The sequence below is a fragment of the Ignavibacteriota bacterium genome (genome assembly GCA_013285405.1).
Taxonomy (GTDB): domain Bacteria; phylum Bacteroidota; class Ignavibacteria; order Ignavibacteriales; family Ignavibacteriaceae; genus IGN2.
Window position 1 is genome coordinate 967,485 of record CP053446.1, and the last position, 15,247, is coordinate 982,731.

Consider the following 15,247-nt stretch of genomic DNA (forward strand, 5'->3'; position numbering starts at 1 on the left):
TTTTCCAATATTTTATGGTTTCACACCCAAAATATTAAAAATATTCAATCTTTTTCAAATAGAGGTCAGTAATATCAGAACTCTTGAATCTAAGCTCAAAACCAAAAAATTACAGAAAGGAATAAATCATAATTGAATAATCGTAGAAAGGTTATCTATAACATCAGAAATTGAGTAAGTTTATTTTGTGAGCAATAGAAAATTTTACTATAAAGGCGACTCTGGTTGTCGCCATTTCTATTTCAAGTACACTTCAAACCACTTTCTTCTCAATTCATCAACTTCTTTTCTGTGTTTTTTCAAAAAGTGATCGCCATCCTCAAATAGTTCCAGGCGATATTGATAATTCAGTTTCTTAAATTTTTCTGCAATGTTTATGCTTTGTTCAACCGTAACCGTCTCATCACTTTTCCCGTGCATAATCAAATAAGGTATGTTCGGAAGCTTATTAACAAAATTTATTACCGTTCTTTCATCCACTTTTTCTTCAAAATCTTTTTCACCAATAAATTTTTTATAGATTGAAATTTTGCTGTCATTGAATACCGCATAACTTTTGAAATCAGAAATTGCAGCAACAAGAACAGCACATCGGAAATTTGAATTTCTAAGTAATGTAAGATAAGTCATCATTCCACCTCGGCTCCAGCCTTCAATTCCCCATTTTGTTGTGTCTGCATTTTCAATTTCACCAGCCAATGGAATTAAGTTCAGCACATCATCCACATCATCGCCGCCAAATTCATCCTGTCCTTCGCCGCCGTCGTTACCGCGATATTGAGAAGCAAACACAACATATCCCCAGCTTGCAAGCTGTCCAAAAATTCCTCGTGCTGTAAAAGTATCAATAGCTCCTTTGTTACCAATCCCACCCCTATTCCAGATTACACACGGAAATTTCTGTGAATTATCCTTCGGATAAGAAATATATCCTCTAACTTTAACTCCATCAGAAGAATAAAAAATCTTTTCAGTTATAGTGTTAACCAAAATGTCATCTCCCCATCCACTCGCAATCATTTTATTTTGCGAATCAGTAAGGAATATTTCCTTCCTTTCGAGAATAGCAGTTTTTGTTTTGCCCATTCTTCCGAACCTTTAATTAAATTTAAGAGTCTATTAACTATATTAATACCCGCAAATATCGGAATTAATATTATGGGTAAAAAGAATCTTAAAAGAAAGCAGGAAGTTTCTGCTTCATTAAAAAGAAATTATAAATCATTAATTATGAAAATCGGGATTGCAGTTGCAGCATTATTAGCTGGTATTATTTTTATTTTTAATAACTGCAATGATGAGAATAGCGAAATGCATTATTATAAATTTAAGAAAGAAGGTGAACTTACTTTTACTGATTCAGTTGGAAATCAAATTATAAAAATCGATGTCGAAATTGCTGACAATGATTATGAACGGCAACTTGGTTTGATGAACCGGCAAAGTATGGAAGAAATGCAGGGAATGTTGTTCATATTCCCTGAAGAAAGATTTCAATCCTTCTGGATGTTGAACACACTCTTTTCTCTGGATATACTTTTCATTAATAGCAATAAAGAAATTGTCACTATCCATAAAAACACAACTCCGCTATCAGAGCAAAGTTATCCTTCATCAAAGCCGGCTATTTATGTTCTGGAAGTAAACGCAGGATTTTGTGAAAGACATAATATTAAACTTGGTGATAAGATTTACTGGATCGGGGGAAGACTTTCAATTTCAAATTGAAATAAATTCCAATTATTAAATACCAAAATTCAAACTTTAACGAATTGTAATTTTAAATTTGGATATTATTTGTGGTTTGATATTTGGAATTTGTGAATTACACTTTGCCGTAAAGTTTATCTTCAACAAGCTCACAAATAATATGTGCAACGGTAATGTGTCCTTCCTGAATTCGTTGAACATTTGAAGAAGGAATTAGGATTGGAAAATCAACAATATCTTTCATCTTGCCGCCATTCCCACCAAGAAATCCAATCACTTTCATTTCTTTTGTATGAGCCATTTCGACAGCTTTAATAACATTTCCTGAATTTCCGCTGGTTGAAATAGCCAGCAGCAGGTCTCCTTTATTGCCTAAACCTTCAACGTTCCTTGCAAAAACATTTTCGAAACCAATATCATTTCCACCAGCAGTAAGATTTGATGAGTCCGTTGTCAGAGCAATAGCAGGCAGAGCTGGTCTCTGAATGTGATGGTTTAGTCTGATCATCAACTCAGTTGCGATGTGCTGACAATCTGCTGCGCTTCCACCGTTGCCGCAAAGCAAAAGTTTGCTGCCGTTTTTGTAACAATCGGAAAGCACTTGAACAACATTAATTATATCATCTATCAACTGATATTTTATGTTATGTTTGGTTTCAGCACTTTCGTTCAGAGAGTCAATAATAAATCTCTTTGCATCCATTTTAATTAATCCGAAACGTTAATAAGATTGGAAAAAATATTTTAGTATTAAGTCAGACTTCAACTGGTAATTTGTAATGAATTGCATTCGAAAAATCTTTAATCAAATCCCAGTTATTTTCATCTTCAAAAAAATTACCTGTTACAATAATGCTTGCACCATTTTCTACTTTCCTTCTGGCAGTTTGAGGAGTTCGAATTCCACCACCAACAATAACGGGAATACTGCATTCTTCCGAAACTACTTTAACCATTTCATCCGGAACTGATTCTTGCGCACCTGAACCTGCCTCAAGATAAATGAATTTCATTCCAAGATATTCTCCGGCAAGTGCAGTTGCTGCTGCAATCTCTGGTTTGTTTCTCGGCACCGGCAAACTTCCGCTCATATATACTGCAGTAGTTGTAACACCAGATTCGATTAAAATATATCCGGTAGAGATTGGCTCAATTTTAGCTCTCTTTATCAGTGGTGAAGCAATAACATGTTTCCCGATCAAATGTTCTGGATTTCTGCCGCTGATTACTGAAAGAAATAGTATAGCATCTGCAATTGAAGAAACCTGATTAATGCTTCCGGGAAATATTATCAGTGGTAGTGTTGTTTCAACTTTTACATTTGCGATAAATGAATCCAGATCACCGCTGATCATAAGACTTCCGCCAATCAGGAAACCATCGACGCCGGATTTTTCGCAGTGGCGAATAAATGGAGCAATTTTAGAACTCGTTAATTTATCGGGATCTAACAGTACCAGGTATGCGGCTCCCTTTGAATGGACAGTATTTAAGAGATAATTGTAAGTTTTCATATAAAGTTATGTACCCGATATTAAATCAGGTTGAAATATATAAAAATTGATTTTTATTAGAAAGAAAATGCTGAACAAACTGATTATTAACTTCAACTAATTTGATAAATCCTTATTAGAATGACTTATTTTTACTTTGTTAATAACTTTAAATAAATCCGGAACATAATTAATTCTGAATATTTTGAAGACCGATGAGTAAAATATTAGCAATTGCAAATCGCCGCGGACGAGTAGGAAAAACAACTACATCAATCAATCTTGCAGTTGCATTTGCAATTTCAGGGAGAAAAACTCTGCTTATAGATCTTGATGCAGCCGGTTCTTGTGCAAAAGGACTCGGACTTATCAGGTGCGATATCAACAATGATTTATTCCAGGATTTCAAAAACAAATTGCCTTTGAAGCGATCTATTCTTAAAACAAATATTAAGGGATTGGAATATATCCACATAAAAAAATTACCTAATCTTGATGAACAGAGAGTAGGAGAAGTTTCACCAAATGAATTAATACTCAAAAGCATTTTAAGACAAGGTGCAATCAATTATGACTATATTGTTGTTGATTGTCCCCCTCATCTAACAGGAAATATTAATGCTGCACTAATTACAGCAGACAGCGTATTAATTCCCGTAGCTCCCGGAAAATTTTCTTCAGCAGCAGTGAGGAATATCCTGTCTCAGATAAATGATGTAAGAGAAAATTATAATCCCGAATTAAAAATTGCCGGAATACTTCTTACGAATTATGAATTTAATAACGGTGATTCATTTAATTTAAAGAAGGAATTATTTAAAGATTATCCCAAACTAATATTAAATACATCAATACCCAGAAGTGCTTCGGTACAAAAAGCATACGAATCTGGTGTTCCCCTGCTCGTTTTTAAACCCGATGATCGGGCTTCAAAATCCTATATTAAATTAGCAGATGAATTATTTGAACGTCAAAATTTATTCACGTTAAAAAGAAAAGTTTAACTTCAAGCTAAAAGGTTGATATGTCAAAAATTACTGTTTATGAAAAACCGACCTGCACAACCTGCAGAAAGGTTTCTAAAATTTTATCTGATAATGGTGTTGATTTTGAAAAAGTCAATTACTATGTAGAACCATTCTCGAAGTCTCAACTCCGATCATTATTAAAAAAGATGAAAATGAAACCATCAGAACTTCTTCGAACAAAGGAAGAGGTTTATAAACAACTTAAGATGAAAGAAAGAAATTTTTCTGAGGATGAGATTCTTGATTTAATGATAAAACATCCTGATCTTGTGCAAAGACCGATTGTTGAAAAAGGAAATAAAGCGATACTCGCCCGCCCAGCAGAAAAAATTAACGAACTTTTTTCGTAAATCCGGAATAATCTAGTGCGTTTTAAAACCGTCCCCCCTCTTTCTCTTTGCAAAAAGAGTCAGAGTTTTACGGGGGACGTTAGGGTGAGGGACTGAATTTTAACAATAGTTTACGAATGTTGCAAATTAATTGTGAAACGTGGTCAATATTTTTTTCAGACTTGTGAAGAATTTACCTGCTGGTAAGATTTATTTACAAATTTTTTATCTTTGAAATAAAAAGAAATAAAAATGATCAGTAAAGAACTTTTAGAAATACTCTGCTGTCCCGAAACTAAAGCAGATTTAGTTTTGGATGGTAACACTTTAGTCTCAACCGATAAAAATACCAGACGGCGTTACCGTATTGAGGATGATATACCCGTTATGCTTATTGATGAATCAGAACAACTCTCCATTATCGAATGGAAAGAAATTATGAAAAAGCATGGGAAATCTATTGAATAGTCATAATCTTTTAAAATCGATTATTCCAAATCTAATTCTACAGTACTTTTTAGTTATATTTTCCTGAAAATTATTTCAGATTATCTACCAAAGGTTAGTTCCATGGACCCTATCAACATAATCATATTGCTTAATATCATTGCAACTTTTGGAGCAAATGTTACAGGTGCAAAGCGTGGACTTAAATCAAAAGTATCCGAGATAAAGGAAAAACCTAAAACAAATCTGCAAAAATTTCCTCCTGTTATTTCAATGCTTTCTCTGGTTGCTTTAATAATTGCAGTTTTTCAGATTGGTACACTGGTTTACTCCGAAGAATATAATGCAATCCGTTACATTGGATTAGTTGTTTACCTTGTTTTCTCGTGGATGCAGGTGTGGTCTTTTAAAACACTTGGTGATAACTATTCACAGGATATTATGATCAAAAAAAATCATGAGCTTGTTACGAAAGGACCTTTTAAAATTATAAGACATCCACAATATCTTTGTCAAATTCTTCTTAACCTTGGAGCAACCGCAGCAACTTTTAGCTACATTGTGGGAGTTCTGACATTAATTGAAATACCAATTTATATAATGCGAGCCTCGCTTGAAGATAAATTGCTTGCTAAATATTTTGCCGATAAATTTTCTGAATATAAAAAGAAAAGCGGATTTATGTTCCCGTTCATTGGATAGGTTTGACTTCTCAATGAAAATTATTTACATACTGTTATTACTTTTCGTTACATTCTTCAATGTATCCGCACAACAGATTGAAAACGTTTTTATAGTTTCGGATAATAAAACAAAATCTGTTTCTGCCTGGGTGCGTGAAGGAATTGTTTACGCTTCGATTTCTGAGCTGGCTGAAGCTCTATCGATCAACTATTTTGAAAATGAAATTACCGGTAAAGTTGAATTAAAATCAAACTATTATTCACTCAAGTCAACTCCAAGAAATCCTTACTTTGTTGTAACCGCACGCTCAGGTGGTTCACCAAAAGTATTTCAGCTTCCCACATCTACATATTTAAAAGGCAAAAAAACTTTTGTACCAATTCCAGCATCAATTGCTGCACTTGAAATTATTATCGAACGAGAACTTGAATTTGAAAAGCCTAACCGGATAATTGCAGGTAAAAAAATATCATCACTTACCGAAGGAAAACAGTGGATGTATGATATTCCGGACTTACCTCCAACAACAGGTTATGACATCACCGGTATTTCGATAACTGAAAAAGTAAATGGAACACTGATACGCATTCACTCAAAAACAAGAATTCCCTCCTATTTAAGTTCAATAAAAGATGATGAACTGACAATAATTCTCAGAAATGTAAATGCTGATGTTCAGAAAATCAAAAGTGATGGGTTCAACAACCTGGTTAAAAAAATTGATAGCAGAAATGTCGGGAACGACGTTGAATTTAAATTTAAAGTCGGAAAAGAATATTCTACAAATGAAGTTATGAATGTTCCTGAAAGCAACGATATCATAATTACAATCCACAATAAAGTTTTCAGTAAGAGTGATCATAATACTAAGAATATTGATAAATGGAATTTTAATGTTGTTGTGATTGATGCCGGACATGGCGGAAAAGATCCTGGTGCAATAGGAGTGGATAAAATTCAGGAAAAGGATATCACTCTATCAATTGCTCTCAAGCTCGGTGAAATAATGAAGAAAGAAATGCCTGATGTAAAAGTTGTATATACAAGAAAGGATGATACTTTTATAGATCTTTACAAACGAGGAAAAATAGCCAATGAAAATGATGGGAATTTATTTGTGTCAATTCACTGCAATTCAACAAAGAAAAAACCAAGTGATGCAAATGGTGCAGAAGTTTACTTACTCCGTCCCGGCAGAACTCAGGAAGCAATAGAAATTGCAGAAACTGAAAACAGCGTAATCAAGTATGAAGACAATCCACAGAAATATGAAAAACTAACGGATGAAAATTTTATTCTGGTCAGCATGGCTCATTCTTCATACATGAAATATTCCGAAAAATTTGCCGAACTATTACACAAAGACTTTGATGTAAATCTTAAAATTCCATCGCGTGGAGTAAAGCAAGCAGGATTTTATGTTTTAGTTGGAGCTTCAATGCCAAGTGTATTGATCGAAACGGGCTTTCTTTCAAACAAGGAAGATGCAAAGTTTTTGAAATCAAAAGCAGGACAAAACGAAATTGCAGAATCAATTTTTGGTTCGATAAAATCGTATCGCAAATATTACGAGGAGATGATGAATGCGGAGTTATAATTCTTACTTTTATTTACTGAAAACCAATTAAATGCTGTGATTTTAATCTAATTTCAAATGAATCCAACCGCTGCTTTTCTTTATCTTATTAGTGTAAATTATTAATCACAAAAGAAAAGGTCAGAGAGTGAAAAACGTAATCGAAGGAACAGACTTTAATTTTGAAACAGAAGTATTAAAATCAGATACTCCGGTATTGGTAGATTTTTGGGCACCGTGGTGTGGTCCATGTAAAATGGTTGCACCGGTCATTGAACAAATTGCAAGCGAATACGAAGGTAAATTAAAAGTTGTTAAACTCAACACAGATGAAAATCAGAACACGGCAATCTCGTATGGAATTAGAAGCATTCCAACACTTGGTATCTTTAAAGATGGACAAGTTGTAGATGCTGTAATTGGTGCAGTTCCTAAAAAGTACCTGGAAGAAAAAATAAAACCATATCTGGCTACTGTTAACTAAAATTATTCAGGCGGGCTTGACCCGCCTTTTTAATTTCTACTTTTTTAATTCTGAAATATTTCCAATAAAAGTATTTATTAAACAATCATAAAAATTTATAGTACTTTTAATCTTACTTCCTGTATTACCAACATAGAAAAGATTCAATGCTTTTATTTTAATTTCTATATTGACCAGGTAAAGTTTCTAAACCGCTTCATAGCAAAGCTGGTATTTATAGAATGAAGTTGAAGTTATTTCAATAACACTCCCACAAAGCGGGATTTCTGACCTGTCTGCTCGCCTCGCTTCCGCTTCGGCGGAGCGGGCCAACAGGCAGGTTTAGTGATATGTTACTTGAGCATCAACATCTTCTTCGTTTCAACAAATGAACCGACTTGTAAGCGATAGAAGTAAATTCCACTTGACAGGTTCTGTCCGCCATTGGCGGATTCGTCAGAATGACGACCGAATTCAACTTCATAACTTCCTGCCGGAAGATATTCATCAACTAAAGTTGCAACTTCATTTCCCAGCACATCATATACTTTTAACAAGACCATCTGAGATTGCTTCTCCGGCAATTGCCGGATCGCAATGACGAACCGTATTTTTGTACTTGGATTAAACGGGTTGGGATAATTCTGATCAAGAAAAAATTCATCAGGTGATTGTGAGTTTTCATCATCAATAGAAGTTGGCGATTGAACATACTTTATGGTTGCATAATCAAGTGCACTCATTCCGGTTACGTAAACATTTGAAGAGGCGTCAACAAATATTCCGGTCAATTGTTCTTCGCTTCCGGCAGCACCAGAATTAGTATATTTAATAGACCAATTTTCTGTTCCGCTGTCATCGTATTTGATGGTTGTATAATCAAGTGCTGTTGTGATTCCAGTACTAGAACCAGCGGCATAAATATTACCGCTTGCATCAACTTCTATATCAACACCTTCATCAATATCACTCGCTTCACCATTGTATCTTTTTACCCAAACAGAATCACCATCAGAATCATATTTAATTGTAACCATGTCGAAGTCATTTATGCTTCCACCATAACTTTTACCTGTTACAAATGTGTTTCCAAGTTCATCAACTGCTAAAGAATTTGCTATATCAGTATTATTTCCGGTCCCGTTATATCTGCTAAACCAAAGCGTATCTCCAGCGGGAGAATATTTAATTGTAAAGTAATCGTCAAAAGATCCGGTATATCTGCTGCTGCCTGTAACGACAATATTTTCAGAATAATCTACCCTGACAAACTTCCCCTCGTCGAGAGCATTATCGGTTCCATTGTGTCTTCTTACCCATTGAATCAAACCGACATTATTGTATTTGATGGTTGCATAATCAAAATGAGGGTCTCCACTTCCTGAGCTGCCACCATCACTCACTCCGGTTACATAAACATTTCCGACAATATCAACATCAATCGAATTTGCTTTATCATAATCACCTGCTGGTCCGTTGTAACTTACAACCCAAACTCTTACTCCATCTGGTGTGTACTTTATGGTTGCATAATCTTCAAATATTCCGTGAGGACTTGTGCTTCCTTCGCTTTCACCTGTCACATAAACGTTTCCTGAATCATCAATTGTTATCGCATAGGCAACATCGTTACCACCTCGTGGTCCATCGTACCTGCGTGTCCAGAGGGTATCACCTAGAGAAGAATATTTTATGGTGAGAAAATCGAAATCAAAACCAGGACCGGAACTTCCGCCGGTAACATAGATAAAGCCTGCTTCATCAACTGCTATTGCGTTTGCATTATCAACAGAACTTCCGGTTCCGTTGTATCTTGAAACCCACTGCTCTACTCCAGCAGAATCATATTTGAGAGTTGCATAATCTTCGGTTCCAAATCCAGCGCTCGGACTTGTACCAGTAACAAAAACATTTCCAATGTGATCAACAGCAATTGCGTTGGATTTGTCTGTTAAACTTCCCGGCCCATTATATCTGACAGACCAGGATTGAGTTACTTGAGCCGTTGATAGTTCGGTAAAAATCAATAGCAATAAAAAACATTTGCTAAAAAAAACCGAAAGTCTAAATGCCTCCATTAGAGCCTCCTATTAAGATTTGTTATACAACTAGAACTGTTAATTAAAAAGTTTTTTTAATTCAGATTGTTTATACGTTTAAATCTTTTTTGATGACTCTATATTTTATAAAATATTATTTAAATCCGCAACTATTAACCCTTTTGTCAGTAAAACAACAATTGTCAATAGCAGGAGTAACACAAATTTATTCTTTTAGTCAGAATTTTCATTCGTCCGACAGTAAACTTTAAATTTAGTTTAGAAGACTTACTTAATTAGTATCATCTTCTTCGTCTCGACAAATGAACCTGCTTGTAAGCGATAGAAGTAAATTCCGGAAGATGGAAAATGTTTGATGGAAGATGTATTAAACTCAACTTCATAAGTGCCGGCAGGTTTTTCTTCGTTAATTAATGTTGCTATTTCATTTCCAAGCACATCATAGATTTTGAGTGTGACCAAAGACCATTCGACTTCGCTCAGGGTGACAGCAGGAATGCTGAACCTGATCTTTGTACTTGGATTGAACGGATTTGGATAATTCTGACCTAACTCAAAATCAGACGATTTTTCTGAAATGTTATTTTCATTCACTTCGGTAACTATATCACTTATTGGTCTTCGCCAAACTCCATATCCGTTTGTTCCGCAATAAAGATAAGTTCCCATAACACGAACTCCAGTTAATTTTAAAGTTGGCAGTCCATCATTAAATGCAAACCAGCTATTTCCGTTATCAAGAGAAACATACAATCCGGAATCAACAGTAGAAGCAAACAAAGTATTGGTATCTTGTATTGCAATAAAGTTTACATCTATCAGTTCCATCCCATTGTTTGATGGTGTCCAGTTGATTCCAAAATTTGTTGAACGATATACACCATTACTTGTTCCTGCAAACATCGTACTACCAATAAAGCGAATGTATCTTGGAATGGCACCACCGCCAAGAAAAGAACCAACCCAATTTGTACCATTATTTGTTGAGCGAAGAACAGATCCTTCATAAATTCCGACGAAGATAGTTCCGGCACCACCGATTGCTAAACAGGTTGGAGCCAAAGTTGTAAAACCACTCATAATTTGAATCCAGCTAAATCCATCGTCTGTTGATCGAAAAACTCCATCAGCAACAGTTTGAGTTGCGAAAATATCGTTGCTCCTCAGAGCAAGACCCGTGAACGGAAATGGATCCATCCCTGCTTTGAACCAACCTAATCCTTCATTAGTGGATTTATATAAACCATCATCTTCTGTTCCTGCGAACCAAGCACTACCTTTGATGAGAAATTGTGTGATAACAGGCAGAGAAAAAATATTTTCAAATCCTGTATTGCGAGTTTCCCAAGTTTGAGCTGAATCATTTGAAATAAAAAATCCACCTCCATAAATAGAAGAATAAAATTTTTCTCCTCCATTCGTGTAGGACAGATGAAGGATTCTTGATTTGACAAGTCCGGTTGATGATTGGATCCACGATTGTCCCTGGTTTGTTGATCTGAAAATTCCTCCGCCCCTTGTTGCAGCAAGAACATCATCCTGAGCAAATGTTACAGCATCAATCCATCTGGGAATTAATCCATTATTATTAGAAGACCACGAAGTTCCGTTTGTTGATACATAAACTCCTCCACCCCACGGAAGCGAAAAGCTGGTTTGGTAAAGAATAGGAACAACTATTCCGAAAGAGGTAATTAATAAATCATTTACATATTCATTGATTGTTCCTATTGAAAGAATATCTGATTGAGACCAGCTCGCTCCATTATCAGTTGAACTGAATAATCTGGCTTCACCCGAATGTGCAGCATAAATTGTGTTTCCAAAAGTTGCAAGGAAGTTTACATCGCTTCGGGTAGAAATATTCCAGGCGGGAAACCATGATACACCATTGTTCGTTGATCGATATACTGCACTGTCAAGCATTCCAGCATAAAGATCACCATTGTGAATTGTAACTGCATGAACCGTAAGTGGAAGATTTCCAGTAACATTTGTCCAATCAGTACCGCTGTTTGAAGAATAAAATAATCCGTTGCCTGTTGGTGCAAGCACTTGAGTTCCGGTTGCAAAAACTTTTCCAATAAAAATTCCGGGATCTAATTGAAGTTCCCAAGTATCGCCTTGGTTTGTAGACCTGTAGAGCCCGTTACTGCTTCTTGCAAATAACGCCTCTGAACCTGCAGTAAGTCTAGTGATAAATACTCCAGGAACTTTTCCTCTCTTAGTCCAGCTAACTCCATTGTCAACAGAAGTAAAGATATCACCATCAGCGGCACCGCAAACAATATAACTTCCTGCGTTTGTGATAGCAGCGATTTCACCACCTTCCGGTCCGTCAATGGAAGTCCATTGTGCAATGCTTACAGTTGATATCGAAACTAATAAAACAAGACGCACTAATAAATTAATTTTCATTTTGTGTTGTCCTTTGCTTATTTGAGAAGAATCATCTTCTTAGTTTGAACAAAGTTTTCTGCTTGAATTCTATACAAATAAATTCCGCTTGCAAGATGAGAAGCATTGAATTGTACAGAATGATTTCCAGCAGATTTTTCTTCATTCAATAAAGTTTTCACTTCTTCGCCAAGAATGTTATAGATTGAAAGCTGCACTAATCCAGAAACAGGAATTGAAAACTGAATAGTTGTCGTGGGATTAAATGGATTTGGAAAATTTTGTGTGAGCGAATATGAATCCGGAATCACTTCAGTTTCCTCATCTTGAATACCAACAGTTCCACCGCCTAAATTATATAAAACAAAAAGTGAATCGCTGGTTGAAGTAATAGCTATATCGGTTCTGCCGTCCCGATCAAAATCGGAAGCTATGATTGACCATGGAACTCCATTAGCATACGGGAAGTAACAATTTTCACGAGCAGTAAAATTGCCAAAGCCATCATTTAGAAAAACAGTAATTCCATTTGTATCAAGCCGGCGATTCATAGTAACAATATCTATGTCTCCATCATTTTCATAATCCATAGTTACAAAACCTTCTGTTTGCCTGGTTATAATCTCTTCATCGGCAAATGTAAAATTGCCTAAATTTTTAAGCAGCACAAGATCATTCTTATCATAGCCGGTTGTTACAATATCATTATCACCGTCACCATCAAAATCAGCCATCTCGATGCTAGAAGTACCGTAACTTGAAGTATTACCAAGTATATATCTGTAGTGTATTGCATATGGATGAATAGACCCCGAAATAATACTGTCTTTAAAAAGATAAGCTTCACCCAAAGTACCAACAGTGAGTGCAAATAATTCAAGATCGGGCTCAGAATCAAGGTTACCGATTGCAAAATCATCCATCACAGCATAAATGGTATCGGGGTAAATACTTCCAGGTTGTCTGGTTTCTCTTATCTCCCAAGTCCCCTCCCAATTCCAGACGTAAGCCAAAAAACTGCGTTGAGGCGGAAAACCAGCATCATCAATTGTTAGATATAATATAGGTTCCTGGTTATATTGATCAATGCCAACCTCCATGGATCGAACATGACCCAGTGACTCGAGGTTTGCAAGTGTAGGAAATCCGCCAGCCCCATCTCCAAAATAAATTTGCAACCAGTTCTCTTCGTATCCGACTATCAAATCAAGATGATCGTCCGAATCAACATCAAAAAATTTAACTCCAGTAGGTGGCCAATTACCGGTTTGAATAGTTCCCGAATGAGAGTAAGTTCTGTCACCATTGTAATGGTACAAGCGAACTTGATTGTTATCATAATCAGGGATAGCAAAACCGTCTGCAAGCAGATTATCAAATGGTGCTGAATCAATTGAGAATGCTGTTCCAGGTAATGCTGTTACGAAAGGATCTCCAAACATATCATTCATACGCGCATCGTATTCGTCGGCGCCCATGACAGGCGAAGTTTCGTTTCGGAGCTCTCCATCAATATCAATTGTAATTCCGTCTATCGGAATTCCTCGTAAATTCGGATCCTGTGATTGGCATTCTGTCAAATGTAGATCATCAGGCGCAACAAACTCTATATCCTGAGAAATAGAATTTGTATCCAGCTCGGTTGCATTTATATAATCTCCAAATGTGTAGTAATAAACTCCATCACTATAAACCAGGATCGAAGAACCATCAGTTCTATAAATATCATTGTAATCTGTTTGAAGATTTAGTGATTGAGAGCTATTACCCTGATCATAAGTTATATTAGATCCACTTTGAACTCTATTAATAATTATATTGTTAAAAACGTTACAATTATTGCCGTGAACACTTAGCCCGTATGTTCCATAACCGACCAAAACCATTGTGTTGAATACAATGTTTACATTACTTGCCGTAACTCTTAGTCCATAAGCTGGTTCATTTGCCCAAACTGGAACAGACGCAACATAAATCATATTATTTGCAATGTATGATGAATCAGCCTGAGCACCACCATATCCATACAAATAAATTGCTTGCGACACCCAACCTTTAAATAAATTCTCTTCAATAATTACATATTGACCGCCATCTAAAACATTTACATAAATACCAAGATATCCTCCTGTAGTGCTTTCGCTAAAATCAATAATGTTTTTCTTAATAATTATATTTTGACCATAAACTTGCATAGCTGCCCCACCCGGACTTCCAGAACCATTAACGGCGTAGTATCCTTTTAGGAATTGATTGTTTTCAATAACAACGTTTTCATTTTGGGTCCCGGAGCCTTCGACCCCTACCAATAATCGAAGGAAAGTACTTTCACGAATTGTAATACCTTTTACCTGAGAAGCAAAAGCAAGTCCTGTTTCGGTACTACTTGGATCCGTACCAATAAATCTGCACCCAATAAACTCAATGTCTTCAACTAATGGAGAATTATAGAAAGAAGTTTTCAGTTCAACGAAACGATTAAAGAACACATGCTGTGATATATCATTCTCCCGGAAAGTTATATTTTGGAAGGTGACATAGTCCAAACTCACCAAAACAAGTTTTGCATCTGCTGTGCTTGGATTAGTTATGTTCCTTTCCAGAATAACATTAGCCACATTTCCTCCTGCTGCATCATCCGGTTGGAAGCTTACCCGATTGGAAGATGACAATCCATTAACTAAACTATCGAGTATAAGGACTGTATTATTGCCTCCATTCTTTGAATATGTTCCGGGACGAATGTTGAAAAACACAGGACCTGAAACTCCATTTGCTTTCAGAGCATTAGCTGCATCCTGAAGGGTTATATAATCCGGATTGCCGCCTCCGATCGTATATGAGCCGTTCAAGGGCTGTGGAAAAATTTCCGATGTAGCGACCAAAACAAAAATTGTTGCTATTATAGTTTTCATAAAACCTCCTCAAATGAAAAAATGAATATTATCTGAGGGATAAAGGTATGTTTTGAAGCGAGCGAAATATTCCTTTGGTGTTTCAATTTTTATAACTGGCGTTACATGCTGCCGGGTTACACCAATAAGATCTTAAAAAGAGGCT

The 15,247-nt window shown here is 35.9% G+C and carries 13 protein-coding genes; 7 read left to right on the plus strand and 6 right to left on the minus strand.

Annotated features, from left to right (window positions below; genetic code table 11):
• Positions 1 to 237 precede the first annotated feature (237 nt).
• Positions 238 to 1,086: a prolyl oligopeptidase family serine peptidase gene (locus HND39_04175; protein QKJ95537.1), complete on the minus strand. Its 849-nt coding sequence runs from the start codon at positions 1,084 to 1,086 to the stop codon at positions 238 to 240.
• A gap of 72 nt (positions 1,087 to 1,158) precedes the next feature.
• On the opposite strand from HND39_04175, the gene HND39_04180 reads away from it, so the two are divergent.
• Positions 1,159 to 1,728, plus strand: a complete 570-nt coding sequence (locus HND39_04180; protein QKJ95538.1) for a DUF192 domain-containing protein — start codon at positions 1,159 to 1,161, stop codon at positions 1,726 to 1,728.
• A gap of 97 nt (positions 1,729 to 1,825) precedes the next feature.
• On the opposite strand, the gene HND39_04185 is transcribed toward HND39_04180, so the two are convergent.
• Positions 1,826 to 2,413 (minus strand): D-sedoheptulose 7-phosphate isomerase, encoded by a 588-nt coding sequence (locus HND39_04185; GenBank protein QKJ95539.1) that lies wholly within the window; start codon positions 2,411 to 2,413, stop codon positions 1,826 to 1,828.
• A gap of 52 nt (positions 2,414 to 2,465) precedes the next feature.
• Positions 2,466 to 3,224, minus strand: a complete 759-nt coding sequence (locus tag HND39_04190; protein ID QKJ95540.1) for a geranylgeranylglyceryl/heptaprenylglyceryl phosphate synthase — start codon at positions 3,222 to 3,224, stop codon at positions 2,466 to 2,468.
• Between the two features lie 194 nt (positions 3,225 to 3,418).
• On the opposite strand from HND39_04190, the gene HND39_04195 reads away from it, so the two are divergent.
• The 6 genes from HND39_04195 (at position 3,419) to trxA (ending at position 7,751) form a co-directional block, all read left to right on the plus strand.
• The gene (locus HND39_04195) at positions 3,419 to 4,207 is read left to right on the plus strand and encodes a ParA family protein (protein QKJ95541.1); all 789 of its coding nucleotides are present in this window, start codon (positions 3,419 to 3,421) and stop codon (positions 4,205 to 4,207) included.
• A 20-nt stretch (positions 4,208 to 4,227) separates the two neighbouring features.
• Positions 4,228 to 4,581: an arsenate reductase family protein gene (locus tag HND39_04200; protein QKJ95542.1), complete on the plus strand. Its 354-nt coding sequence runs from the start codon at positions 4,228 to 4,230 to the stop codon at positions 4,579 to 4,581.
• Between the two features lie 231 nt (positions 4,582 to 4,812).
• Positions 4,813 to 5,028, plus strand: coding sequence for a hypothetical protein (locus HND39_04205; GenBank protein ID QKJ95543.1), 216 nt, complete (start codon positions 4,813 to 4,815; stop codon positions 5,026 to 5,028).
• A 126-nt stretch (positions 5,029 to 5,154) separates the two neighbouring features.
• Positions 5,155 to 5,709, plus strand: coding sequence for an isoprenylcysteine carboxylmethyltransferase family protein (locus HND39_04210; GenBank protein QKJ95544.1), 555 nt, complete (start codon positions 5,155 to 5,157; stop codon positions 5,707 to 5,709).
• A 13-nt stretch (positions 5,710 to 5,722) separates the two neighbouring features.
• Positions 5,723 to 7,288, plus strand: a complete 1,566-nt coding sequence (locus HND39_04215; protein QKJ95545.1) for an N-acetylmuramoyl-L-alanine amidase — start codon at positions 5,723 to 5,725, stop codon at positions 7,286 to 7,288.
• A 127-nt stretch (positions 7,289 to 7,415) separates the two neighbouring features.
• The gene (gene trxA, locus HND39_04220; protein QKJ95546.1) at positions 7,416 to 7,751 is read left to right on the plus strand and encodes a thioredoxin; all 336 of its coding nucleotides are present in this window, start codon (positions 7,416 to 7,418) and stop codon (positions 7,749 to 7,751) included.
• Positions 7,752 to 8,083: 332 nt separating this feature from the next.
• Here trxA and HND39_04225 read toward each other — a convergent pair whose 3' ends face one another.
• The 3 genes from HND39_04225 to HND39_04235 form a co-directional block, all read right to left on the minus strand.
• Positions 8,084 to 9,808 carry a T9SS type A sorting domain-containing protein gene (locus HND39_04225; GenBank protein QKJ95547.1) on the minus strand — a complete coding sequence of 575 codons (1,725 nt, stop codon included), beginning with the start codon at positions 9,806 to 9,808 and terminating at the stop codon, positions 8,084 to 8,086.
• A gap of 249 nt (positions 9,809 to 10,057) precedes the next feature.
• A complete protein-coding gene (locus tag HND39_04230) occupies positions 10,058 to 10,693 on the minus strand; it encodes a T9SS type A sorting domain-containing protein (GenBank protein QKJ97878.1) in 636 nt (211 codons plus the stop codon).
• Between the two features lie 1,532 nt (positions 10,694 to 12,225).
• Positions 12,226 to 15,102: a T9SS type A sorting domain-containing protein gene (locus tag HND39_04235; GenBank protein ID QKJ95548.1), complete on the minus strand. Its 2,877-nt coding sequence runs from the start codon at positions 15,100 to 15,102 to the stop codon at positions 12,226 to 12,228.
• Between the last annotated feature and the right edge of the window lie 145 nt (positions 15,103 to 15,247).

Excerpts from the sequence above, each read along its gene's own strand:
- HND39_04175 (QKJ95537.1), bottom strand. The coding sequence starts at position 1,086 with ATGGGCAAAACAAAAACTGCTATTCTCGAAAGGAAGGAAATATTCCTT.
- HND39_04180 (QKJ95538.1), top strand. The coding sequence starts at position 1,159 with ATGGGTAAAAAGAATCTTAAAAGAAAGCAGGAAGTTTCTGCTTCATTA.
- HND39_04185 (QKJ95539.1), bottom strand. The coding sequence starts at position 2,413 with ATGGATGCAAAGAGATTTATTATTGACTCTCTGAACGAAAGTGCTGAA.
- HND39_04190 (QKJ95540.1), bottom strand. The coding sequence starts at position 3,224 with ATGAAAACTTACAATTATCTCTTAAATACTGTCCATTCAAAGGGAGCC.
- HND39_04195 (QKJ95541.1), top strand. The coding sequence starts at position 3,419 with ATGAGTAAAATATTAGCAATTGCAAATCGCCGCGGACGAGTAGGAAAA.
- HND39_04200 (QKJ95542.1), top strand. The coding sequence starts at position 4,228 with ATGTCAAAAATTACTGTTTATGAAAAACCGACCTGCACAACCTGCAGA.
- HND39_04205 (QKJ95543.1), top strand. The coding sequence starts at position 4,813 with ATGATCAGTAAAGAACTTTTAGAAATACTCTGCTGTCCCGAAACTAAA.
- HND39_04215 (QKJ95545.1), top strand. The coding sequence starts at position 5,723 with ATGAAAATTATTTACATACTGTTATTACTTTTCGTTACATTCTTCAAT.
- HND39_04225 (QKJ95547.1), bottom strand. The coding sequence starts at position 9,808 with ATGGAGGCATTTAGACTTTCGGTTTTTTTTAGCAAATGTTTTTTATTG.
- HND39_04230 (QKJ97878.1), bottom strand. The coding sequence starts at position 10,693 with ATGTTTGCAGGAACAAGTAATGGTGTATATCGTTCAACAAATTTTGGA.
- HND39_04235 (QKJ95548.1), bottom strand. The coding sequence starts at position 15,102 with ATGAAAACTATAATAGCAACAATTTTTGTTTTGGTCGCTACATCGGAA.